The organism is Agrococcus sediminis (assembly GCF_007923295.1).
GTDB classification, from domain to species: Bacteria; Actinomycetota; Actinomycetes; order Actinomycetales; family Microbacteriaceae; genus Agrococcus; species Agrococcus sediminis.
Genome location: NZ_VOIR01000014.1, coordinates 165,466 through 188,019, shown reverse-complemented (window position 1 = coordinate 188,019; position 22,554 = coordinate 165,466). Strand labels below are relative to the sequence as shown.

At 74.9% G+C, this 22,554-nt stretch carries 16 protein-coding genes and 1 tRNA gene; 7 read left to right on the top strand and 10 right to left on the bottom strand.

Going from position 1 to position 22,554, the window contains the following annotated elements:
* Nucleotides 1-25: 25 nt before the first annotated feature.
* Nucleotides 26-319, bottom strand: a complete 294-nt coding sequence (locus tag FQ330_RS08465) for a DUF3039 domain-containing protein (protein ID WP_146356735.1) — start codon at nucleotides 317-319, stop codon at nucleotides 26-28.
* 98 nt (nucleotides 320-417) lie between these two features.
* On the opposite strand from FQ330_RS08465, the gene FQ330_RS08460 reads away from it, so the two are divergent.
* Nucleotides 418-1,365, top strand: a complete 948-nt coding sequence (locus tag FQ330_RS08460) for a hypothetical protein (RefSeq protein ID WP_146356733.1) — start codon at nucleotides 418-420, stop codon at nucleotides 1,363-1,365.
* Here the strand turns inward: FQ330_RS08460 and FQ330_RS08455 are convergent.
* Nucleotides 1,362-2,744, bottom strand: coding sequence for a S1C family serine protease (locus FQ330_RS08455; RefSeq protein WP_146356731.1), 1,383 nt, complete (start codon nucleotides 2,742-2,744; stop codon nucleotides 1,362-1,364). The genes FQ330_RS08460 and FQ330_RS08455 overlap by 4 nt on opposite strands.
* Before the next feature lie 92 nt (nucleotides 2,745-2,836).
* Here FQ330_RS08455 and FQ330_RS08450 point away from each other — a divergent pair, with 92 nt between their 5' ends.
* A complete protein-coding gene (locus FQ330_RS08450; RefSeq protein ID WP_146356729.1) occupies nucleotides 2,837-4,045 on the top strand; it encodes an aminotransferase class I/II-fold pyridoxal phosphate-dependent enzyme in 1,209 nt (402 codons plus the stop codon).
* Between the two features lie 4 nt (nucleotides 4,046-4,049).
* On the opposite strand, the gene FQ330_RS08445 is transcribed toward FQ330_RS08450, so the two are convergent.
* The gene (locus FQ330_RS08445) at nucleotides 4,050-4,859 is read right to left on the bottom strand and encodes a nitrilase-related carbon-nitrogen hydrolase (protein WP_225792766.1); all 810 of its coding nucleotides are present in this window, start codon (nucleotides 4,857-4,859) and stop codon (nucleotides 4,050-4,052) included.
* 73 nt (nucleotides 4,860-4,932) lie between these two features.
* Between FQ330_RS08445 and FQ330_RS08440 the strand changes: the two genes are divergently transcribed.
* On the top strand, nucleotides 4,933-5,238 hold the full coding sequence (locus FQ330_RS08440; protein WP_146356727.1) for a thiamine-binding protein: 306 nt from the start codon (nucleotides 4,933-4,935) through the stop codon (nucleotides 5,236-5,238).
* Complete coding sequence (locus FQ330_RS08435; protein ID WP_146356725.1) at nucleotides 5,235-5,948, top strand: AIM24 family protein; 714 nt, start codon at nucleotides 5,235-5,237, stop codon at nucleotides 5,946-5,948. Before FQ330_RS08440 ends, FQ330_RS08435 begins: the two co-directional genes overlap by 4 nt.
* 110 nt (nucleotides 5,949-6,058) lie before the next feature.
* Here the strand turns inward: FQ330_RS08435 and FQ330_RS08430 are convergent.
* From FQ330_RS08430 to FQ330_RS08420, 3 genes are all read right to left on the bottom strand, one after another.
* A tRNA-Met gene (locus FQ330_RS08430) sits at nucleotides 6,059-6,132 on the bottom strand.
* A gap of 46 nt (nucleotides 6,133-6,178) precedes the next feature.
* Nucleotides 6,179-9,079, bottom strand: a complete 2,901-nt coding sequence (locus tag FQ330_RS08425) for a UPF0182 family membrane protein (protein WP_263970121.1) — start codon at nucleotides 9,077-9,079, stop codon at nucleotides 6,179-6,181.
* 121 nt (nucleotides 9,080-9,200) lie between these two features.
* A complete protein-coding gene (locus FQ330_RS08420; protein ID WP_128188422.1) occupies nucleotides 9,201-10,337 on the bottom strand; it encodes a YlbL family protein in 1,137 nt (378 codons plus the stop codon).
* A gap of 20 nt (nucleotides 10,338-10,357) precedes the next feature.
* Here FQ330_RS08420 and FQ330_RS08415 point away from each other — a divergent pair, with 20 nt between their 5' ends.
* Nucleotides 10,358-11,836: a zinc-dependent metalloprotease gene (locus tag FQ330_RS08415; protein ID WP_146356723.1), complete on the top strand. Its 1,479-nt coding sequence runs from the start codon at nucleotides 10,358-10,360 to the stop codon at nucleotides 11,834-11,836.
* A 67-nt stretch (nucleotides 11,837-11,903) separates the two neighbouring features.
* On the top strand, nucleotides 11,904-12,611 hold the full coding sequence (locus tag FQ330_RS08410) for a hypothetical protein (protein WP_146356721.1): 708 nt from the start codon (nucleotides 11,904-11,906) through the stop codon (nucleotides 12,609-12,611).
* Here the strand turns inward: FQ330_RS08410 and FQ330_RS08405 are convergent.
* Both FQ330_RS08405 and nudC read right to left on the bottom strand, forming a co-directional pair.
* Nucleotides 12,538-14,277, bottom strand: a complete 1,740-nt coding sequence (locus FQ330_RS08405) for an ATP-dependent helicase (RefSeq protein WP_225792765.1) — start codon at nucleotides 14,275-14,277, stop codon at nucleotides 12,538-12,540. The two genes, FQ330_RS08410 and FQ330_RS08405, sit on opposite strands and share 74 nt — an antisense overlap.
* A complete protein-coding gene (nudC, locus tag FQ330_RS08400; RefSeq protein ID WP_225792764.1) occupies nucleotides 14,244-15,158 on the bottom strand; it encodes an NAD(+) diphosphatase in 915 nt (304 codons plus the stop codon). The genes FQ330_RS08405 and nudC overlap by 34 nt, the downstream gene beginning before the upstream one ends.
* 58 nt (nucleotides 15,159-15,216) lie before the next feature.
* Here nudC and FQ330_RS08395 point away from each other — a divergent pair, with 58 nt between their 5' ends.
* Nucleotides 15,217-16,257, top strand: coding sequence for a phosphotransferase (locus FQ330_RS08395; RefSeq protein ID WP_146356717.1), 1,041 nt, complete (start codon nucleotides 15,217-15,219; stop codon nucleotides 16,255-16,257).
* A gap of 11 nt (nucleotides 16,258-16,268) precedes the next feature.
* On the opposite strand, the gene FQ330_RS08390 is transcribed toward FQ330_RS08395, so the two are convergent.
* Both FQ330_RS08390 and FQ330_RS08385 read right to left on the bottom strand, forming a co-directional pair.
* Complete coding sequence (locus FQ330_RS08390) at nucleotides 16,269-19,415, bottom strand: ATP-dependent DNA helicase (protein WP_192575889.1); 3,147 nt, start codon at nucleotides 19,413-19,415, stop codon at nucleotides 16,269-16,271.
* Complete coding sequence (locus FQ330_RS08385; RefSeq protein ID WP_146356713.1) at nucleotides 19,412-22,501, bottom strand: UrvD/REP family ATP-dependent DNA helicase; 3,090 nt, start codon at nucleotides 22,499-22,501, stop codon at nucleotides 19,412-19,414. Before FQ330_RS08385 ends, FQ330_RS08390 begins: the two co-directional genes overlap by 4 nt.
* Between the last annotated feature and the right edge of the window lie 53 nt (nucleotides 22,502-22,554).

The following is a 22,554-nucleotide window of genomic DNA, read 5'->3' as shown; positions in this document are numbered from 1 at the left end:
TTCCGCTGAGGCGTCCGGCGCGCGGCTACTCCTCGCGCAGGCGCTCGTAGATCTCCTTGCAGCTCGGGCAGATCGGGAACTTCTCCGGGTCGCGGCCCGGCGTCCACTTCTTGCCGCAGAGCGCCCGCACCGGCTTGCCCGAGAGCGCCGACTGCAGGATCTTCTCCTTCTTGACGTAGTGGGAGAAGCGATCGTGGTCGCCGTCCTCCACCGACTCCTCGTTGAGGAGCTTCTCGAGCTCGCGGTCGAGCACGTCGGTGCTCCCGCCGGAGCCGACGCTGCCGGGGCCAGGGCTGTCCGGTCCGAACGTGTCAGTCATGGGTCCATGATCCCACGCTCAGCCCGTTCCCGGCTCTCCTGGGCCATGCTTCTGGGGTACGCCGGGCACGGCCCGGCACCGACCGGCAGGGGGACGCCATGCGAGAGATCGACCGCGACGAGGACCTGGGCTGGATGGTCAGGACGCTCGAGGGCATCCTGGGCGTGCAGCGGCCGCTCGTCGTCAACCACCTGCGAGCGCTCCGGCGCCGCAACCCGCAGATGACCCCCGCCGAGATGCTCGGCCGGCTCGAGCGGCAGTACCTCGCCGCCGTCTCCACCGGCGGCGCCGCGGTCGGCGCGAGCGCGGTCGCGCCCGGCATCGGCACGGTCGCCTCGCTCGGGCTCACGATGGCCGAGACGATCGGCTTCCTCGAGGCGAGCGCCTTCTACGCGCAGGCGGTCGCCGAGGTGCACGGCATCGTCGTCGAGGACGAGGAGCGCGCGAAGGCGCTCGTGATGGGCATCATGCTCGGCAACGGCGGCACGGCGCTCGTCAGGCGGGCGACCGAGCGCGCCCTCGGCCGCGGCGCGGCCGGCAACGCGTTCTGGGGCGAGCTCATCACCTCGCGCCTGCCGAGCGGCTCGATGGGACAGGTCGTCGACTTCCTGCGCCGCGCCTTCCTGCGGCGCATGGCGCGCAACACCGGTGCGTCGATGCTCGGCCGCGCGATGCCGTTCGGCATCGGCGCCGTGGTCGGCGGCGTCGGCAACAACATCCTCGGCCGGCAGATCGTGAAGGCCGCGAAGGAGGCCTTCGGGCCAGCGCCGGTCTCGTTCGACGCCAACCTCACCCCCGTCATCAAGGAGGTGCGGCCCAACCTCGGCCAGCGCATCCGCGAGGCGCGCGACATCGAGCGCGAGGGCCTCGCCGGGGGCCTGCGCCGGCTGCGCGAGCGGCGTGCGCAGGAGCCGCAGCACGAGCCGGGCCTCGGCCCGGACGAGGAGGTCGGCGGCGACGTCACCGAGCTGCGACGCGGCGACGGCGCGTCGCAGATGCAGGATGCACCCGGCGACGCGCCGTCGGACGAGAGCCGCGCGGGCTAGAGCCCGCCCAGCGTCACCTCCGCCTCGGCCTCCTGGCCGTCGCGCTGGTAGGCGATCGTCACGGTCGCGCCGGCGGCATGGGCGCGCACCTGCGCTGTCGCGTCGATCGCGTTCGTGACCGGGGCACCGTCGACGGCGGTGATCACGTCGCCCGGCTGCAGCCCGGCCGCCTCGGCGGCGCCGCCCTCCGACAGCTCGCGGATCTGCGCGCCGACCGTGCCGACGGAGGCGTCGGTCACGTCGCTGACGGTCGCGCCGAGCAGGCCGTGCGTCGCCTCGCCCGAGCCGATGAGCTCCTCGACGACGCGCTGCACGAGGCTCGACTCGATCGCGAAGCCGATGCCGATCGAGCCGGCCGACTCGCCCTGGCCCATGCTGGCGATCGCGACGTTGACGCCGACGAGCTGCCCGGAGGCGTTCAGCAGCGCGCCGCCCGAGTTGCCCGGGTTGATCGACGCATCCGTCTGCACCACGGGGATCGAGATGGCCTCCTGCGCGGCCTGCGCGCCGTTCTCCTGCCAGAAGCCGAACGGCGACTGCTCGGACTGCTGCTCGTCGCCCTCGGGGGCCGCGCTGCCGGCGATGCGCAGGCCGCGGTCGACGGCGGAGACGATGCCGTCGGTGACCGAGTTCGACAGGCCGAGCGGCGCGCCGATCGCGATCGCCGTGTCGCCGACGCGCACGTCGTCGCTCGAGGCGAAGGTCACGACCGGCAGGTCGGCGTCGACCTTGATCACGGCGAGGTCCACGACGGGGTCGGTGCCGACGATCTCGGCGGCGAGCAGCCGGCCGTCGCTCGTCTCGACGGTGATGGATGCGTCGGCCGCCTGGCCGTCGAGCGTCACGACGTGGTTGTTGGTCACGATGTAGCCGCCGGCCGCGACGGCCACGCCCGAGCCCTCGCCCGAGCCCGCTTGGGACGACGCCTGTACGGTGACGACCGAGGGGCCCGCAGCGGCCGCGACGTCGGCGATCGTCTGCGGGTCGGCGACCGTCTCGCCCGTCGTGCCGGCGTCCTGCGTCGCCGACTGCGACTGCGACTGCGCCTGCGGCTGCAGCGTGCCGGCGAGCGCGCCGCCGCCGAAGCCGGCCGCGCCGCCGAGCAGCGCCGCCGCGACGACCGAGGTGACGACGAGTCCGGTGCGCCGGCGCGGAGCGGCCGGCGCCGGGTGCGGCTGCGCCTGCGGGACCGGCTGGAACGGCCGGGTCGCGGCCCAGGGGTCGGGCCGGTCGGCCTGCGGCGCGGCAGCGGCCGGGGTGCCGACGGGGGCGCCGGCGGGGACGGATGCGGTCGGGTGCTGCCAGCGCCAGTCGCCCTGGGGCGGCTGCGCGGGCTGCGGTCCCATGGGGTTCGGGACGCGGTCGTGCGGGTTGCTCATGGCTTCGAGCATCGCACCGGAGTCCATGCGATTCCCATGCGGTCCCGATGTCGATCCACCGGAAGGGACGCCGGAACGGGTAGCGTCGGAGCATGGAGCAGGCACCTTGGCAGCGGACGGCGGCGGGCGCGGGCCTGCTCGGGGCGGACGGCCGGCTGGCCCCGACGATCTTCGCCGAGATGACGGCGCTCGCGACCAGGACCGGGGCGCTCAACCTCGGCCAGGGCTTCCCCGACGAGGACGGCCCGCGCGCCGTGCTCGACGCCGCGAAGCACGCGATCGACCACGGCCGCAACCAGTACGGCCCGGGCCGCGGCGCCCCCGAGCTCATCGACGCGATCATCGAGCACCAGCGGCGCTTCTACGGCATCGGGCTCGGCCGCGGCGACGTGCTCGTCACCGCGGGCGCGACCGAGGCGCTCGCCGCGACGATGCTCGCGTACCTCTCCCCCGGCGACGAGGTGATCGCCTTCGAGCCGTACTACGACGCCTACGCGGCGGTCGCGGCGCTCGCCGGCGCCGTGCTCGTGCCGGTGCCGCTCGCCGCACCCGACTTCCAGCCCGACCCCGACCGCCTGCAGCGCGCGACGAGCCCGCGCACCCGCATGATCATCGTCAACTCGCCCCACAACCCGACGGGCGCGGTGTTCAGCGAGGAGGCGATGCGGCACATCGTGCGGGTCGCCGAGCGGCGCGACGCGATCATCGTCACCGACGAGGTCTACGAGCACCTCGTGTACGACGAGCGGCACGTGCCCGTGGCGGCGTTCGAGGCCGCGCGCGAGCGCCTCGTCTCGATCTCGTCGGCGGGCAAGACCTTCTCGATCACGGGCTGGAAGGTCGGCTGGATCATGTCGACGCCCGAGCGCATCGCGCAGATCGGCGCGGTGAAGCAGTACCTCACGTTCGTGAACGCGTCGCCGCTGCAGCCGGCCGTCGCGGTGGGCCTCCGCCTCGCCGACGAGCACTACGACACGATCGTGCAGACCTTCGCGCGCAAGCGCGACATCCTCGCGCGCGGCCTCCGGAAGGCCGGCTTCGCCGTGCACGACGCGATGGCGGGCTACTTCCTGCTCGCCGACGCCGCACCGCTCGGCATCGACGACGCTGCGGCGCTCGCGCGGCGGATGCCCGAGCTCGTCGGCGTGGTCGGTGTGCCGCTGTCGGCGCTCGCGCGCCCGTCGCGGCGCGACCTGCGCTCGACGATGCGCTTCGCCTTCTGCAAGTCGGACGACACGCTCCACCGGGCGGCGTCGCAGCTCGCGGGCCTGAAGGACGCGGTGCTGGAGCCCGCGCGCTGAGCCCTCAGCCGACGCGGTAGCGCCGGTTCGCGAGCGACGGGTTCCGCGCGCGGGTCGCCGCGGTCACGGCCGGGTCGATCGGCGCGACGGCGATGCCCTCGCCGTCGCCGAGCGCGGCGAGCGCGACGCCCATCGGGTCGACGATCGCCGAGCAGCCGACGCCGAGCGGCGGGGCCTGGTCGGCGGCGACGACGTGCACGGTCGACTCGATCGCGCGCGCCGTCACGAGCGTCGTCCAGTGGCGCTCCTTCTGCGGCCCGCGCACCCACTCCGCGGGCACGACGACCACGTCGGCCCCCGCATCCACGAGCCTGCGCGTCGCCTCCGGGAAGCGCAGGTCGTAGCAGGTCTCGATGCCGATGCGCGTGCCGAGCGCCTCGACGACGGGCGCCTGCGCGACGTCGCCGGCCGTGAGCCAGTCGGACTCGCGGGTGCCGAACGCGTCGTAGAGGTGCACCTTGCGGTACGCCTCCCGGATGCCGTCGGCGTCGACCGCGACGACCGTGTTGGCGACGCCGCCCTCGATCCGCTCGAGCATGCCGGCGATCACGAGCGCGCCGTGCGCCGCCGCGCGCTCGCGCAGCATCGCGGTGAAGGGTCCCTCGAGCGGCTCGGCGGCCGCGGGGGCGGTCGCCGCGAGGTCGGCGGAGCAGTGCTGCGAGTACTCGGGCAGCACGATGAGCCGCGCCCCGCGCTCGGCCGCGCGGTCGATCCACGCCGCGGCCGCCGCGCGGTTGGCCTCGACGTCCTCGCTCGGCGCCCACTGCACGGCGGCGGCCAGCAGCGGCGGCTCGGATGCTCTCGGGTCGCTCACGCCTCCAGCCTACGCAGGCGCGGTGGCGCGCTCAGGGTCGGGGTGCGAGGATCGCGGGGACGAAGGGAGCAGGATGCTCGTCGCATTCTCCATCGCCCCGGCCACCGCCGGCCCCGAGGGCTCGGTGCACGACGCGGTCGCCGCGGCCGTGCGCGTCGTCCGCGAGAGCGGGCTGCCGAACCGCACCGACGCGATGTTCACGACGCTCGAGGGCGAGTGGGACGAGGTGTTCGACGTGGTGCGGCGCGCCACCGACGCCGTCCTCGCCGTGAGCCCCCGCGCATCCCTCGTCCTGAAGGCCGACATCCGACCGGGATGGACCGGAGAGCTCGACGGCAAGGTCGTCAGGCTCGAGCACGCCCTGGAGGGGGACGCATGAGGAGTGAGCTGTTCGCCGAGGCGAACCAGGAGGCCCAGTCGACCGATCGGTGGGTCAAGCAGTCGAGCAAGATGCTGCGGGTCAACGTCTCGAACGGCGGCGACGTGCTCGCCGCGAAGGGCGCGATGGTCGCCTACCAGGGCCAGATCGAGTTCCAGCACGAGGGCGCGGGCGCCGTGCGCATGCTGAAGAAGCTCGTCACCGGCGAGGGCGCCCCGCTCATGCGGATGCGCGGCCAGGGTGAGGTGTTCCTCGCCAGGGATGCCGCGAACGTGTTCACGGTGCTGCTCGAGAACGAGGGGCTGTCGGTGAGCGGCAAGAACCTGCTCGCCTTCGACCCGAACCTGCAGTGGGACATCAAGATGCTCCGCAGCGGCAACATCATGGCCGGCGGGCTCTTCAACCTCGAGCTCGGCGGGCACGGCACCGTCGGCGTCTCGTGCGAGGGGCAGCCGCTGCTGCTCGACTGCTCGCGCCAGCCCACGTTCGTCGACCCGAACGCGGCGGTCTGCTGGTCGTCGAACCTCAGCCCGAGCGTCGTGAGCAGCATGAACATGCGCTCGATGCTGCGCGGCGGCACGGGCGAGGCCTTCCAGCTGGCCTTCCACGGCCCGGGCTTCGTCGTCGTGCAGCCGAGCGAGGGCCGGCAGCAGCCGTCGGGCTCGAACGGCGGCGGCGGGGGCGGCGGCATCGGCGGCCTGTTCGAGTAGCGGGCTCAGCGCCTGCAGACGGCGAACCCCATGCCCGGGGGCTCCGCCCGGACATGCAGAAGAGGCGCCCTCTCGGGCGCCTCTTCTCGTGCCGCAGTTCGCGGACTTCGTTGCGGGGACAGGATTTGAACCTGCGACCTCCGGGTTATGAGCCCGGCGAGCTACCGAGCTGCTCCACCCCGCGGCACAAGAAGAGACGTTACCAGGGATGTCGCCGCTCGGCAACTCGGCTACGGCGCGGGCGACTCCGTGGGCGCCGGCTCGGCGGGAGCGGTCTCCTCCGGCAGCGGCTCGCCCTCGATCTGCGCCGAGAGCTCGACCGCCTGCTGCAGCGCCGCCGTGAGCCGCTGGTCGGCCTCCGCGGCCGCGACCAGGTCGTTCTCGGCGTAGGCCGCCTGGCGCTCCTGGAGCGCGGCGCCGGCCTCCTGCAGCACCGCGTCGAGCTGCGCCTGCAGGTCGGTCGAGGGCTCCTGGCCGGGCTCGGCCGGCTCCTCCCCCGGCGCCCCGGGGTCGACGTCCGAGTCGCCCGCCTCAGCCCCCGAGTCGCCACCGAAGAGCGCGTCGAGCGCTTCGTCGAGCGTGTCCTCGAAGGCGATGTCGTCGCCGAACGCCACCAGGATCTTCCGCAGCACCGGGTACGAGGTCGCACCGGTCGACTGCAGGTAGACCGGCTGCACGTAGAGCAGGCCGCCGCCGACCGGCAGCGTCAGCAGGTTGCCGTTCAGCACGTCGGACGCGCCCTGCCGCAGCAGGTTGAGCTCGCGCGAGACCTCGTCGTCGGTGTCGAACGTGTTCTGCACCTGACCCGGTCCCGGGATCGATCTGTCCTTGGGCAGCATCTGCAGCGTGAGCCTGCCGTAGTCCTCGGAGACCTCGCCCGGCGTCGAGCCCGCGTCGGCGTTCACGGAGAGGTAGCCGTAGAGGATCTCGCGGCCGTCGCGCGGGATGAAGGTGGAGTAGAGCGTGAACGCCGGATCCTGCCCGTCCACCGACATCGTCAGGTAGTACGGCGGCTGCGGCGGCGCGGGCACCTGCGAGTTCGACCACGTCGGGTCGGCCGGCGTCGACCACTGGTCGTCGCCCGAGAAGAACGTCGCCGGGTTCGTCACGTGGTAGTCGCCGAGGATGTTGCGCTGCAGCTTGAACATGTCGGCCGGGTAGCGCACGTGGCTCATGAGGTCGCCCGACATCTCGCTGATCGGCCGGATCGTGCCGGGGTAGATCTGCTGCCACGCCTGCAGCACCGGGTCCTCGGTGTCCCACGCGTACAGCGTGACCGAGCCGTCGTACGCATCCACCACGGCCTTCACCGAGTTGCGCATGTAGTTGATGATGTCGCCGGGCACGAGCGACGGGTTCGCGTTCGTGGTGTCGGCGATCGTCTGCGAGAACGACCGGTGCGACGCGTACGGGTAGCTCGACGAGGTCGTCATGCCGTCGACGATCCACACGAGCCGCTCGTCGACGACCGCCGGGTAGGTGTCGGAGTCGAGCGTCAGGTACGGCGCGACGGCCGCGACGCGGTCGCGGGGGTGGCGGTCGTAGAGGATCTGCGACTCGGAGGTGACGGCGTCCGAGAGGATGATCTGCTCGGACTGGAACTTCAGCGCGTACGCGAGCCGGTTGATGACGCTGTCGAGCCGCGGGCCGCCGTCGCCCGAGAAGGTCGTCGTCGCGTTGCCGCTGCCCTCCTCGGTCGAGCGCGGGTAGTCGAGCTCGAGGTCGGGCGAGCCCTCGGGGCCGCCGACGATCGAGTAGTCGGGGGTCGACTCGCCGAAGTACACGCGCGGCTCGAACTCGCCGAGCGCGCCTTCGGTGGGGATGCCGCCCTGCAGGAAGACGGGCTGGCCCTCCTGGCCGCGCTGGTTGCCGTACGCCGCGACGGCGCCGTAGCCGTGCGTGTAGACGATGTGGCGGTTGTACCAGCTGTCCTCGTCGAGCCCCGAGAGGTCGAGCTCGCGCAGCGCGATCACGGTGTCCTGGATCTCGCCGTCGATCTCGTAGCGGTCGACGTCGAGCTGCTCGGCGAAGCCGTAGTACTGGCGGTACTCCTGCAGGTTGGCGAAGGCGTCGGAGACGAGCGCGGGGTCGATGATGCGGATGTTCGCCGTCGTCTCGGCGTCGGCGCGGAGCGCGCCGGGCTCGGCGTCGGTGCGGGCGTCGGAGTCGGTCTCGACCATGTCGTCGACGTCCCACGCTGCACGGGTCGCGTCGATGTTGCGCTGGATGTACTCGGCCTCGAGCGTGCGCGCGCTCGGGTCGACCTGGAAGCGCTGCACGATCGCCGGGTAGGCGACGCCGACCACGAGCGAGGCGGCGATGAGCAGGGCCGTGCCGACGACGGCGATGCGCCAGCGGCCGATCACGGCGGTGACGATGAAGAAGACGCCGACGAGCGCGGCGATGCCGGCGAGGATCTGCGCGCCGGGGATGGTGGCGTTGACCTCGGTGTAGCCCGCACCGGTCGCGAGGAAGCCCTGCGAGGTCTGCGCGAGCGCCGCGTACTGGCCGAGCCAGATCGAAGCGCCGAGCGCGAGCATGTAGAGCGCGCCGATGACGGCGAGCTGGATGCGCGCCGACCGGGAGACGCGCACCTCGCGGCCCGTGACGCGGATGGCGCCGTAGAGGTAGGCCGTGGCGAGCGAGGCGACGGCCGAGATGAACAGCACCGCGAGCGCGAAGCCGAGCACCTGCTGGTAGAAGGGCAGCTCGAAGACGTAGAAGCCGATGTCGAGGCCGAACTGCGGGTCGACCTCGCCGAACGGCTTCCGGTTGAGCCACAGCTGCGCCGTCTCCCACTGCGAGGCCGACGCGAGCCCCGAGAAGAGGCCCAGCGCGACCGGCGCCGTCCACATGCCGACCTTCCGCAGCGGCTCGACGAGCTCCTGATAGCGGTCGAGCTGCGAGTTGAGCTGCGCGTAGACGGGGCGCGAGCGGTAGGCGATCTGCACGCTGAGGGCGACCGGCACAGCCATCGCGACGAAGCCGATGAGGAACATCACGAGCATCGACAGCCAGCGCGTCTGGAGCACCTGGATGAAGCCGAGCTGGTCGAACCAGAGGATGTCGGCGTAGAAGCCCGAGAACATCACGAAGGCGCCGATGATGGCACCCACGATCAGCACCGTCACCAGGAGCGGCGAAGGGCCCCTCCTGCCCGTCGTCGAGGCGGTCGGTCGTTCGGCGTTGGCGGACACGTCGTGGAGCTCCAAGCTGTGGTGCGGGCGGTGCCGCCCATCGTATCCGCCGAGCCTATGAGGCCGGTGCGGCTCCGCAGACCGGCAGCCCCGAGGTGTCGGCGTTCATCGCCACCGCCTCGACGGCGGCGATCGCGTCGTCGAGCGTCTCGACGGCGTACACGGTGAGCCCCTCCGGCACGTGCCCGACGACCTCGCCGCAGTTGTCCGCCGGCGCCAGGAAGTGCGTCGCGCCCGCGTCGACCGCGCCGTGCATCTTCTGCACGATGCCGCCGATGCCGCCCACGTCGCCGAGCGCCGAGATGGTGCCCGTGCCCGCCCACTGCGTGCCCGCGGTGAGCGCGCCCGGCGTCAGCTCGTCGACGATGCCGAGCGCGAACATCATGCCGGCGCTCGGCCCGCCCACGTTGGGCAGCTGGATGTCGACCTCGAAGGGGAACTCGAACTCGTTGGCCGGGTAGATGCCCACGAGCCGCTGGTCGCCTTCGACGAGCGGCGTCACCTCGACCGTCAGCGGCTCGCCGTCGCGCTCGATCTCGAACGACGTCGCGCCGTCGACGGCGGCGATCGACTCACGGATCGACCACACGTCGTAGGCGGTGTCGCCGTTGACCCGCAGGATGCGGTCGTCCTCGCGCAGGACGCCCTCGGCGGGCGAGCCGTCGATGACGCCCGCGACGCGCACGTCGCTGTCGACCGGGTAGCCCTCGTGCAGCAGCGCGGCCGCGATCGCGGCTGCCTGCGAGTTCTGCATCTCGATGCGGCCGGCCTCGTTCGAGTCCTGCACCGACACGTCGGGCGGGAACGCGGCGTCCATCGGGATGATCGAGTCGGAGGGGTCGAGGTACGCCTCTGCGACATCGACCCACGTCAGCGGCCGCTCGGGGTTGCCGAAGAGCGAGACGGTGAGCAGCCGCAGCTCGCCCTCCGTGGGGTAGGTCTCGACGCCCTCGATGGAGATGAGCGGTCCCGCATCCGTCTCGCCCAGGGTGTCGAACGTCGGCCCCGGCACCTCGACCACGTAGGGCGACGGCACGAACGCGAGCGCGAGCGAGGCGGCGCCTGCGGCCGCGAGGCCGACCCAGCCGATGCGCCGCAGGCGCCTCGGGCGGATGTCGGGGAAGCGCGGACGCGCGTGCTGTTCGCGGACGGCGGAGGGCGTCAGGGGCGCGATCCCGGCGGGTTCAGACATGACGGGGCTAGCGTAGTCGCATGCCTGAGGACTCCGACGACCGCCGCCCTGAGGACGAGCTGCGAGAGATGCTGCAGCGCTTCCTCTCGGGCGAGGGGCCCATCGACCCCACCCGCCTCGCGGGCGCGGCGGGCATGCCCGCCGACCCCGCGCAGCTGCAGGCGCTCATGGCGCAGCTGCAGGCGGCGCTCTCGCGCACGGAGGACGGCATCGACTGGTCGGCCGCCACGCGGCAGGCGTCCGCCGCCGTGCAGCGCGACCCCGGCTCCGTCACGAGCGCCGAGCGCGACGCCGTGCGCCAGGCCGCCGACCTCGCCGCCCTGTGGCTCGGCGAGACGACCGACATCGGCGTGGCCGCGACCGAGCTGCAGCTGCTCTCGCGCCAGCAGTGGGTCGACGCCACGATGCCCGTCTGGCAGGAGATGAGCGAGCCGGTCGCCAACAGCATCGCGAGCGCCCTCACGCGCGCCATGCAGGAGCACGCGCCGGAGGAGGCGCAGGAGATGCTCGCGGGCGCCGAACGCATCCTGCGCAACGTGGGCGGCACGATGTTCGCGATGCAGCTGGGCACGGTCGTGGGCCAGCTCGCGCGCGAGACCGTCGCGGGCGGCGACTTCGGCTTCCCGCTGCTCGAGGGGCGCGGCGCGCTGCTCCCCGTGAACCTGCGCACCGCCGCGGAGGGGCTCGAGATCCCCGAGGACCAGGTGCGCATCTGGATGGCGGTGCGCGAGCTCGCCCACGCGCGCCTGTTCCACCACGCGCGCTGGCTGCGGCTGCACGTGCTCTCCTCCGTGCGCGAGTACGCCGAGGGCATCCGCATCGACGTCGACCGCCTCGAGGAGCTCGCCGAGACCTTCGACCCCACCAACCCCGAGGAGCTGCGGCAGGCGCTGCAGAGCGGCGCGCTCATCCCGCCGAAGACCGACGAGCAGGTCGAGACGCTCGCGCGGCTCGAGACGACGATCGCGCTCATCGAGGGCTGGGTCGACGCCGTCACGGAGTCGGCGACGCAGCGGCTGCCGCGGCGCGACGCGATCGCCGAGACCGTGCGGCGCCGCCGCGCCTCGGGCGGCCCGGCCGAGAAGGCGTTCGGCACGCTCGTCGGCCTCGAGATCCGCCCGCGCAGGCTGCGCGAGGCCGCGGCGTTCTGGCGCGCGGTGACGGATGCGGTGGGCCCGCAGGTGCGCGACTCGCTCTGGGACCAGCCAGACCTCATGCCCGGCTCGGCCGACATCGACGACCCCTCGCGCGTGATCGCCCGCCTGCAGGGCGCGGGCGAGCTCGACGAGATGGACCTCGCGCTGCAGGAGCTGCTCGACGACGCCGAGCGCGGCGCGGTGGAGCCCGCGGCGGGGTCCGAGCCGGCCGACGGCGAAGGGCCCGCGGCCGAGGAGGCCGGCGCCGACGAGGCCAGCGTCGACGAGCCAGCTGCCGACGAGGCCAGCGCCGACGAGCCCGAGCCCGACGACGACGCGGACGGCGGGCCGACCCGGGCCTGAGCCGGGGCGCCGCCGCGCCTGTGGAGAGCCGCCGACGCGATCGCGGCTGCTGGCGCACCATGCCGCCATGCTCCGACTCGATCCGCACCTCGCCGTCTTCCGCACCTCCCCCGACCGGATCGCGATCGGCGCGCAGCAGCCGGTCGTCGAGCTCGACGCCGACGAGCCGACGCTGCGCGGCGTCGCCCTGCTGACGCGGGGCGTCGTGCGCCGCGAGCTCGAGCAGCTGCTCGGCGACGAGCCGGCCGGGGCGCTGCTCGAGCGGCTCGCGCCCGCGCTCCTCGAGACCGCGCCGCGCGTGCCCGCCCGCGTGCGCGGGCGCATCCGGCTCGCCCTCGACGTGCACCGCGCGGTGCGGGCCGCGGGGCACCCGGCCGCCGACGACGGGCTCGTGATCCCGGTCGCCGCGTGGCGCCTGCCGCCGCGCGAGCAGGAGCGGCTGCTCGACGCCGGCGTCGCGCACCTGCCCGTCGTCGTCGGCGACGCGTGGGTGCAGGTGGGCCCCTACGTGCCCGAGGGCGCCGGCTGCTCGGCGTGCGCGCCGGTCGACGATGCGCTCGTGCCCGGCCATCTCGTGCCCGTGCCGAGCCCGAGCGCCGCCGCGCAGACCGTCGTGACGGTGCTGGACGCGCTGCGGCGGCTCGAGGCGGGCGGCCTGCCGGCGGGGTGGGGCGCCCGGATCGCGCAGCGCGACGGCGCGGTCAGCGCGCTGCGCCGCCCGCGGCCGCGGGCCTGCCCGCACGCAGCTCGGCGAGGAACCGGGATGGCTGCCTGACGGCGTGGCCCGAGTGCTGCGCCCACGTCAGCGACAGGCTGCGCTGCGCGCGGGTGATGGCGACGTAGAGGAGCCGGCGCTCCTCGTCGATCTCGGCGAGTGTCGTCGCGTGCGAGATCGGCAGCAACCCCTCGGCGAGGCCGCACACGTGCACGTGCTGCCACTCGAGGCCCTTCGCCGCGTGGATCGTGGCGATCGTGACGGCCGCGACCGTCGGCTCGTGCTCCGTCTGGGCCCGGCGCTGGAGGTCGGCGGCGAACGCGGGCAGGTCGGTGCCGCCCGCCTCCTCCGCGAGCGTGACGAGCGCGTGCAGCGCATCCCACTGCGAGCGCTCCTCGCCGTGCGTGGCCGGCGGCTCCGCGCGGTAGCCGAGCCCCATCACGATGTCGGTGACCGCCTGGAAGACCGGCCGGCCGTCGGCCGGGGCGCTCCGCAGCATCATGACGGCGCGCTTGATGACGGGCAGCTCGAAGAAGCGCACCGAGCCGCGCACCGTCGACGACAGGCCGACGCCGGCGAGCGCCTGCTCGATGAGGCCCGACTGCGCGTGGAAGCGCGTGAGCACGGCGATGCTGCCGGGGTCGGCGCCCGCGTCGACCTGCGCGCGGCACGCTGCCGCGATCGCCGCCGCCTCCGCGGTGTCGTTGCCGTGCACCGCGACCGCGGGCTCGAGGCCGTGCTCCCCCGACGCGGCGGTGAGCGTGAGCGCGTCGCGACCGCGCATCAGCCGGTTGGCGCAGCCCACGATCGCGGCCGTGGAGCGGTAGGAGCGCTCGAGCCGCACCACCTCGGCGTCGGGGTGGTCGTGCACGAAGCGCGACAGGCTCGCCGGGTCGGCGCCGGCGAACGAGTAGATGGTCTGGCTCGGGTCGCCGACGACGCAGACGTCGCGTCGGTCGCCGAGCCACGCGGCGAGCAGCTGCTGCTGCATGGGCGAGACGTCCTGGTACTCGTCGACGGTGAAGTGGCGGTAGCGGGAGCGCACCTCGTCGGCGACGACGGGCTCGCGCTCGAGCATCCCGGTGGTCGCGAGCAGCACGTCCTCGAAGTCGATCTGCCGGCGCTCGTCCTTCACGCGCTCGTACGCCATGTGCAGGTCGATCATCGTCTCGGCGTCGACGCCCGTCGGCATGGGCCGGATGCGCGCCTGCAGCCCGTAGTCCTCCATCGTCATCGCCTGCGACTTGCGCCACTCGATCTCGCCCGCGGCGTCGCGCAGCTGTGCGGTCGGCAGCCGGAGCCGGAGCTGCGCGGCCGCGTCGGCGAGCAGCTTCGCCTTCTGGGGCAGCAGCTGCGGCATGCGCGAGCCGGTGATGCGCGGCCAGAAGTGCGACAGCTGCGCGAGCGCGGCGGCGTGGAAGGTGCGCGCCTGCACGCCCCCGGCGCCGAGGCGCGCGAGGCGCGTGCGCATCTCGCCCGCCGCGCGGCTCGTGAAGGTGAGCGCGAGCGAGGCGTGCTCGACCTGGTCGCCGGTCGCGACCGCGTAGGCGATGCGGTGCGTGATCGCGCGCGTCTTGCCCGTGCCGGCGCCGGCGAGGATCGCGACGGGGCCGCCGAGGGTGGTCGCCGCCAGCCGCTGCTGCTCGTCGAGGCCGGCGAGGATGCGGTCGGCGTCGGGCTTCGCGCCCGCGGTCACCGCACCGAGCCCGGCTGCCGGGCGAGCCACGCGTCGAGGATCCAGGCGGCGATGGAGGTGCGGCCGGGCAGCTGCACCGCGCCCGCGCGCAGCTCGTCGCGGGTGAACCACCGCACGTCGAGGATCTCGACGCCGTCGGGCACGATCGTGCTCGGATCGGGCGCCACGCACTCGAAGCCGATCATGAGGCTGCGCGGGAACGGCCACGGCTGCGAGCCGAGGTATCGGGGCCGCTCGACGCGCAGGCCCGTCTCCTCGAGCACCTCGCGCACGACGGCCGCCTCGAGCGACTCGCCGGGATCGACGAAGCCGGCGATGAGCGAGTACCGCCCCTCTGGCCACGCCGCGTTGTGGCCGAGCAGGATGCGCTCGTCGGCGGGGTCGTGGATCGCCACGATCACCGCGGGATCGGTGCGCGGGAAGTGCGCGCCGCCGCCGCCGTCGCGCCGCACCCAGCCCGACTCCTCGAACGCCGCAGCGCTGCCGTCGACGGGGCTGTGGTGGCTCTCGCGCTGCCAGACGCCGAGCGCGACCGCCTGCACGAGCACGCCGGCGTCGGCGTCGTCGAGGTCGGCCCCGACCTCGCGCAGCGACCGCCACTCGGCGCCCTCGACCTCGAACGGCTCGGCGACGAGCAGGCTCAGCACCATCCCGCCCGGCGTGCCGTCCGGGAGCGGGCGCAGCCTGCCGAGCCAGCTCAGCGGCACGTGCGGCTCGACGCGCACCGCGGCATCCGGCAGCTCGTCGTGGGCGAAGCGCACGAGCCGGCCGTCGCGCACGGGCGCGCGGTCGCCGGCGATCGCGACGATCCGCGTCGAGGGGTCCTCGAGCGCGCGATCGACCGCGTCGTCCGCGATGCGGGTCGCGTGGTCGCGATCGAGGCCCGATCGGGCGAGCGGGGGAACCTGCACGTCACCTCCGTCGCGTGGCGCGTCCGCCTCGGGTCGAGGTCGGCCTAGCCTGGCATCCATGAGCACGAACCCCTTCACTCTAGCCGCGCTCGCCACCACCGCCGTCGAGGGCCTCGACGTCGTGGGCGCCTCGGAGGACGGCTCGGACGAGCACCGCTCGGTCGTCGCCGCGCGGCTCGCGGACGGCGAGACCGTCCAGGTCGTGCTCCCCCGCTCCGTGGCGGCGCTGCGCTCCGCCGAGGAGCACGCGGCCGCGCTCGCGGCCCTGACGCTCGCGACCCGCTCGCGCCTGCCGTTCGAGGTGCCGTCCGTGCTCGGCACCGTCGACGCCGGCCGGTCGCGGCTGTTCGTGCTGACGCGGCTCGGCGGCGAGGTGATGCGGCTCGGCGACCTCTCCCCCGCGCGCCCCGGGCTCGCCGCCGCCGTCGGCCAGGCGATCGCCGCGATCCACGAGCTGCCGACGTCGGTCGCCGCCGACGCCGGCCTCCCGCACGAGGGCGCGCCGGCGCTCCGCCAGCAGCTGCTCGACACGTTCGACCGCGCCGCCGCGACCGGTGCGGTACCCGCGGCGCTGCTCGAGCGCTGGGAGGGCGCGCTCGGCGACGACCGCCTGTGGCAGTTCAAGCCGACGCTCGTGCACGGCGATCTGCAGGCACCCGCGTTCCGCGTCGAGGGCGCGCGCGTCGTGGGGCTCGACGGCTGGCACGCGCTCTCGGTGGGCGACCCGGCCCGCGATCTGGCGTTCCTGCTCGGCTCGACCGAGTTCGGCAGCGTCGACGAGGCGTTCGACGCGCACGCCGCCGCGCGCGGCATCGGCGACCGGCAGGTGCGGCAGCGCGCGATGCTGCACGCCGAGCTCGACATCGCCCGCTGGCTGCTGCACGGCGTCGCGAAGGGCGACGAGTCGATCGTCGACGACGCGAAGGGCATGCTCGCCGGCCTCGTCGCCCGCGTCGACCGCGATCCGGGCGCCGCGATCGCCCCGCAGCGGCTCGAGACCATGGACCTCACCGGGGTGCAGGAGTACCTCGGCAAGTCGCCCGCCGCCACGGGCGAGGTGCCCGGGGCGCCCGACCGCGCGGACAGCGACCGGCCCTAGCGGGACGGCGCTCAGGCGAGCGCCGAGGCCTCCGCCACCGCCTGCTGCGCCCGCAGCCACCGGGCCTCGAGCTCCGCGAGCGACTCGATGCGCTCGGGCCGCACGACGCGGTCGTGCTCGACGAAGTAGAGCTCGGCGTCGACCTGCTCGGGGTCGAGCCCGGCGTGCGCCGCGTAGGCCGCGCGGTACAGCGCGAGCTGCAGCTGCCTCGCCTCGAGGTCGGCCGCGCCCTTCGGGAGGGCGCCGGTCTTCCAGTCGACGACGGTCGCGCGGTCGCCGTCGCGGTAGACGGCGTCGATCTTGCAGACGACGGTCGTGCCCGCGAGCGGCAGGTGGATCTCGATCTCGGTCTCGGCCGGCGCGCGGCCGCCGTAGGGCGAGGCCGCGAACGTGCGCTTCAGCCGGTCGAGGCGCTCGGCGTCGATGCCGACGAGCTCCTCATCGAGGGCCTCGTCGTCGATCGCGTCGCCGAGGCCGACGGCGCTCCCGCGCCGCTCGACCCAGCCGTGGAACAGCGTGCCCAGGCGCGTCGCGGCGAACGGCTGCTGCGGCATGGGGCGTGCGATCTGGCGGGCGACCGCGACAGGGTCGGCCGCCCAGTCCTTGAAGCCGGATGCGGCGATGCGGGTCGGGAGGGTGAGCTCGGTCGCGCCGCGGTCGGCGAGCAGCAGCTCGATCGCCTCGTCCCACGGGGTCGGCGTCGACGCATCCGCCGCCTCGACGCTCGCGGCGGCCGCCTCGACCGCAGCCCGGCGGGCACCGAGCGGATCGACGGGCCAGGCGAGCGAGGGGCTGCGGTCGCCGAGCGGGTTCTCGGCGCCCTTCTCGGGCTGCTCGAGCAGCTCGGCGCCTATGGCGCGGGCCGCGAGCTCGAGCAGGCGCTTGGGCTTCGCGGGCGTGCGGGCCATGCCGTACCACTGCGCACCGGAGAGCCACAGCGCGCGGCGGGCGCGCGTGACGCCGACGTAGGCGAGCCGGTCCTCCTCGGACTGGTAGTGCTCCCAGAGCTGCCCGAGGAAGCGCTCGCGCGCGAGCGCGTAGTCGTGCTGGGTCGCGTGCCCCTGCCACTCGAGGTGCGGCAGCAGGTCGACGTCGCCGCGCAGCGGGTAGGGCAGCGTCGCGTGCGTCAGCCAGCCGAGCGGCTGGTCGTCCTGCTTCGCGGCCGCGAGCCGCGGCAGGGCCACGACGTCCCATTCGAGCCCCTTGGACGCGTGCATGGTCAGCACCTGCACCCAGCCGGGCTCCGGCTCAGGCTCGGGCACATCGGGGCCGCGGCCCGCCTCGAGCACGTCGAGGTAGGTGAGGAAGGCCTCGAGCGAGCCGCGCTCGTCGGCGGCGGCGAACGCCTGCACCTCGCGGCCGAACGCGTCGAGCGCGCCGTGGGCGTGGTGGCGCTTCGCCGCCACCTCGATGTCGAGCCGCAGCGCCTGCTCGACGCTGCGCACGAGCTCGGCGAGCGGCATGCCGGCGCGTCGGCGCAGCTCGCGCAGCAGCGACCCCGCCTCGCGCATGCGCGCGAGCCCGACCTCGGTCGCGCCGTCGAGCTGCGGGCCGTCGACGAGCGCGTCGAGCGCGTCGACGATCGACACGTGGGCCTCCGGCGCGATCGCACCGCGGTCGGCGCTGCGCTGGTCGTCGCTCAGGCCGCGCTTCGCGAGCGCGGCGGCGTGGCGCTGCAGCGCCGCGAGGTCGGCGACGCCGATGCGCCAGCGGCTGCCGGCGAGCAGCCGCACGAGGCTCGAGCCCTCCTCCGGCCGGCCGAGCACGCGCAGCGCGGCGACGAGGTCGACGACCTCCGGCTCGTCGAGCAACCCGCCGCCGCCGGACCGGAAGACGCGGATGCCCTCGGCACGGAGCGCGCGCGTGAGCTCGACGCCCTGCGAGTGGGAGCGCACGAGCACCGCGCCCGTCACCGGCGAGCCCGCGACGCCGGCGCCGTGCGAGCGCAGCCAGCCTGCCAGCTCGCGCGACTCGTCCTCGATCGTCGGCAGGTGGCGCACGACGACGTCGCCCGGGCCGGCGCCCCGGCGCGGCTCGAGCCGCTTGACCGGCACGCCCGGCTGCTCCGGCAGCTCGCTCGCGACCGCGTGCGCGAGCGCGAGCACGTCCTCGTCGTTGCGCCAGCTCGTCGAGAGCGTGAGGGTGCGCTCGACGCGGAAGCGCTGCGCGAAGAGGGCGAGGGTGCCGGCGCTCGCGCCGCGGAAGCCGTAGATCGCCTGGTTCGGGTCGCCGACGGCCATGACGGGCGAGCCGTCGAAGAGCGCGTGGATGAGCTGCAGCTGCAGCACCGAGGTGTCCTGGAACTCGTCGAGCAGCACGGCGCGGTGGCGCGAGCGCAGCTCGTCGACCGCGCCTGCGTGCGCGCTCACGGCGTCGAGCGCGAGCCGCACCTGGTCGCTGAACTGCACCGCGCCGCGGCGGCGCTTGGCGTCGTCGAACGCGTCGACCAGGTCGGCGAGCGGCTCGAGGCCACCGATGCGCTCCACGTCCTGCGCGATCGCCTTCGCGTGGGCCGCGCGGAAGTCCTTCGGCTCGTCGGCGGTCGGCAGCTCGAGCAGCGCGCGGAAGCGCTCCGGGTAGCGCCCGCGCCGCAGCTCCGCGGTCGAGACGCGGTGGTCGCCGAGCGTGCCGGCGAGCTGCACGACGCGGTCGGCGATCGTCTCGGCGCGGCCGAGCGCCGCGAGCCGCAGGTCGTCGGAGGCCCGCGCGACGCGCAGCGCGAGCAGGAAGGCCGCCGGGTCGGTGAGCACCTCGGACTCGGGGTCGCGGCCGATGAGCAGCGCCCACTCGCGGAACAGCGCGCTCGCGAAGGAGTTGTAGGTCTGCACGACGGGCCTGCGCGTCGCGGCGACCTCCGCGTCGACGAGCCCCGCCTGCGCCAGCGCGCGCAGCTCGGCGTGCAGCCGCTCGCCGAGCTCGCCGGCGGCCTTGCGGGTGAACGTGAGCCCGAGCACCTCGTCGGGCGCGACCGAGCCGTTCGCGACGAGCCACAGCACGCGCTGCGCCATCGTGTGGGTCTTGCCGCTGCCGGCGCCCGCGACGACGAGCGTGGGCGCCTCGGGCGCCTCGATGACGGCGATCTGCTCGTCGGTCGGCAGCTGCGGCTCGCGGCCCCGCACGGCTGCGATCGCCTCGGTGATCTCGATGGCGCTGATCACTCGGTGACCTCCGGGATGACGTGGATCGCGCACTGGCCGAAGCTGTAGTCGCCGCTGCAGTGCAGCTCGGGCCGGGCGACGAACGTGGCGCCGCCCATGGTCTCGACCGCCGTCCGCAGGTGCTCGCGGAACGCATCCGCCACCTCGTCGAACGGCTCGGAGTCGACCGTCTTCTCCTTGCGGGCGAGCTTGGGCATGACGAGCCGCGCCGTCGTCTGCGCGCCCGCCTCGATGCCCTCGATGCCGCCGAGCGCGACGGCGAGCTGGTAGGCGCGCAGCTGGAGGTTGCCGAGCCCGGGCACGGTGCTCGGCACCTTCTTGCCCGTCTTCAGGTCGACGATGCGCACCTCGCCCGCCGGCCCGTGCTCGATCCAGTCGATCGCGCCGGAGAGCACCGCGCCGCCGACCTCGACCGAGAAGCGGGCCTCGCGCTCGTCGCGCTCGATCCTCCAGCCGGCGCCGCGCAGCACCTGGAAGTAGCCGGCGAGCGCGCCCGCCATCGGCACGACCTCGTCGCGCTGCTGCGCCGCCTCCCACGTCGAGGGGTGGTCGAGCTCGGCGAAGCGCGCCTCGACGGCCGCCTCGATCGCCGCGGCGTCGGTCGCGTCGACGCGCTCGACCGCGTCGTGCACGATCGTGCCGAGCGCCGCGGCGCGGTTGGAGGTGCCGCCGGCGAGCCGGCCCACCACCCACGAGAGCTCGCACTCGACGAGGCCCTGCAGCGCCGAGGGGCTCACGCGCACCTGCTCGCTCGCGTCGAGCCGCTCGGTCGTCGAGACCGCCAGCAGCCCGGCCCACTCGGCGGGCGAGGCGCCCGGCACGCCCGCATCGGCGAGGCGGCGGAGCGCCGCCGCCGCCCGGTCGGCGTCGGGGCGGCGGTCGACGACCCGCCGCCGCAGGCTCGCGACGAGCGAGCGCAGCGAGTGCCAGCTGTCGTCGGCGCCGGGGACCGGCTCCGGCTCGACCGCGAGCACGAACGGCGACGGCTGCTCGTCCTCGCTCGCGACCGCCGTCAGCAGCACGGCAGCGCGCGCGGTCGAGACCGCCTTCACGAACGTGCGCAGCTCGTCGTGGAGCACCCCCGCACGGGCGTCCTCGGTGGGGTCGCCGTCGAGCCGGTTGGCGCCCAGCAGCGACCCGCGCGGCCGGAGGTTGGGCCACACGCCGTCCTGCAGCCCGGCGACGATCACGGTGTCGAGCTCGCGCCCGACGAACTGGCCGGGGGTGCCGATCGCGACGCGGGCGCCCTCGGCGCGGGCGGCGAGGGAGTCGTCGTCGACGCTCGACGCGAGCCACGCGTCGACGAAGGCGCCCGTGTCGGCGTCGGGCCGCCGCTCGATCAGGCGCGCCACCTGGTCGAAGAGCGCCACGACCGCGTCGAGCCGCCGGTTCGCGAGCGCGCTCTCGACGCCCGAGCCCGCGAGCGCCGCGCGACGCCACGCCTCGGCGACGCCGGCGGCGCTCCACGCGGCCCACAGCACGCGGTCGGCTCCCGCCGGGTCGTCGGCCGTGAGCAGCGCCCGCGCGTCGGCGAGCATGCGCGCGAGCCGGCGGGCGCCGGCGGCGCCCTGGCGGGCTGCGGCGAGCCCCTCCAGCTGCTCGTCGTCGCCCGCCGCGGCGGCGACGATCGCATCGCGCACGAGCTCGGCCCCGGCGACGTGCACCTGGCCGCCGGCAGCGACGATGCGGTGCCGCAGCGCGCGCTTCAGCCGCCGCACCGCGAGGGCGTCGAGGCCGAGCAGGTCGCTGCGCAGCAGCTCCTCGGCGAGCTGCGCGTCGAGCACGCGGCGGCCGGTCGCGACGGCGAGCACGCTCACGAGCGCCTCGACGACCTCGGCCTCGCGCAGGCGCGTCGGCCCGCCCGACGCGACCGGCACCTCGAGCGCCGACAGCAGCGAGCCGAGCTCGGCGGCGGCACGGCCGGTGCGCGCGATCACCGCGATCTCGTCGAACCCGACGCCGCGCGCCCGACGCTCGTGGATCAGCCGCGCGATGCGGCGCGCCTGCTCGTCGAGCGACTGGGCGAGGTGCAGCTCGAGCACGTCGTCGCCCGCCTCGGCGCGCGGGGCGGCCTGCCGGTGCGTGCCGCCGCCTGCGGTGCCGATGCCCTGCACGGACCTCGCGAGGAAGGCGCGCACCGTCTCGCCGTGGCGGTGGTCGTGCGCGAGCTCGAGCCGGTGGCCGTGCTCGTGCGCGAACCCGAGCCGCGCGGGGAGCGCCGCGAGCAGCGCGGCGTCGGCGCCGCGGAAGCCGCCCGTGGTCGTGTCGGGGTCGCCGAAGGCGACGACCGCGGCGCCGCGCGCGCGGAGCGCCTCGAGCACGACGACCGCGCCCTCGGTGAGCTCCTGCGCGTCGTCGACGAGCACGAGGCTCGGCAGCGGCACCCGGGTGTCGGCGATCGCGCCGGCCGCGCGGCGCAGCAGCGACGCGGCGGTCACGGCCTCGGCGCCCCGCCGCTCGAGCCGCTGGAGCCGCTCGAGCTCGGCCATGAACTCGGCGGCCGCCGCCCACTCCGGCACCCCGCGCTCGGCCGCGCGCGCAGCGAGCGCCGACGCATCCATGCCGCGCTCCTCGGCCGCGGCCATGAGCTCGCGCAGCTCGGCGCGGAAGCCCGCCTGCTCCCGCACCTCGGCGTGCAGGTGCTCGGGCCAGCGCGGCCCGCGCGCGACGCCCTCGGCCGCGTCGTCGGCGTGGCCGGCGAGCATCGCCGCGATGATGCGGTCCTGCTCGGCGCCCGAGAGCAGCTGCGGCGCGGGCCGCTCGTCGGCCATCGCGGCTGCCGTGAGCAGCGCGTGCGCGAACGACGGCATCGAGCGCGCGAGCGGCCCCGGCGTGACGCGCGCCGTGCGGCGCGCGAGCCGGTCGCGCAGCGCCGTCGCGGCCTGCCGGGAGCCGGCCACCACGAGCAGGCCCGACGGCTCGAGCCCGCCCGCGAGCCGCGCGGCGGCGAGCTCGACGAGCGCCGTGGTCTTGCCGGAGCCGGCGACGCCGAGGACGATGGCGGATGCGCCCTCGGGCAGCGTGAGCACGGCACGCTGGGACTCGTCGAGGTCGACGCTCGTCTCGAGCAGGCTCTGGCTGGGCATGCGGCCACGGTATCCGCGGCCGCCCACAGGGGGCGCGAGCGCCGCGCGAGGGA

Coding starts and splice junctions, on each gene's coding strand:
- FQ330_RS08440 (WP_146356727.1), top strand. CDS start 4,933: ATGCTCGTCGCATTCTCCATCGCCCCGGCCACCGCCGGCCCCGAGGGC.
- FQ330_RS08395 (WP_146356717.1), top strand. CDS start 15,217: ATGAGCACGAACCCCTTCACTCTAGCCGCGCTCGCCACCACCGCCGTC.
- FQ330_RS08435 (WP_146356725.1), top strand. CDS start 5,235: ATGAGGAGTGAGCTGTTCGCCGAGGCGAACCAGGAGGCCCAGTCGACC.
- FQ330_RS08415 (WP_146356723.1), top strand. CDS start 10,358: ATGCCTGAGGACTCCGACGACCGCCGCCCTGAGGACGAGCTGCGAGAG.
- FQ330_RS08410 (WP_146356721.1), top strand. CDS start 11,904: ATGCTCCGACTCGATCCGCACCTCGCCGTCTTCCGCACCTCCCCCGAC.
- FQ330_RS08385 (WP_146356713.1), bottom strand. CDS start 22,501: ATGCCCAGCCAGAGCCTGCTCGAGACGAGCGTCGACCTCGACGAGTCC.
- FQ330_RS08465 (WP_146356735.1), bottom strand. CDS start 319: ATGACTGACACGTTCGGACCGGACAGCCCTGGCCCCGGCAGCGTCGGC.
- FQ330_RS08450 (WP_146356729.1), top strand. CDS start 2,837: ATGGAGCAGGCACCTTGGCAGCGGACGGCGGCGGGCGCGGGCCTGCTC.
- FQ330_RS08420 (WP_128188422.1), bottom strand. CDS start 10,337: ATGTCTGAACCCGCCGGGATCGCGCCCCTGACGCCCTCCGCCGTCCGC.
- FQ330_RS08460 (WP_146356733.1), top strand. CDS start 418: ATGCGAGAGATCGACCGCGACGAGGACCTGGGCTGGATGGTCAGGACG.
- FQ330_RS08455 (WP_146356731.1), bottom strand. CDS start 2,744: ATGAGCAACCCGCACGACCGCGTCCCGAACCCCATGGGACCGCAGCCC.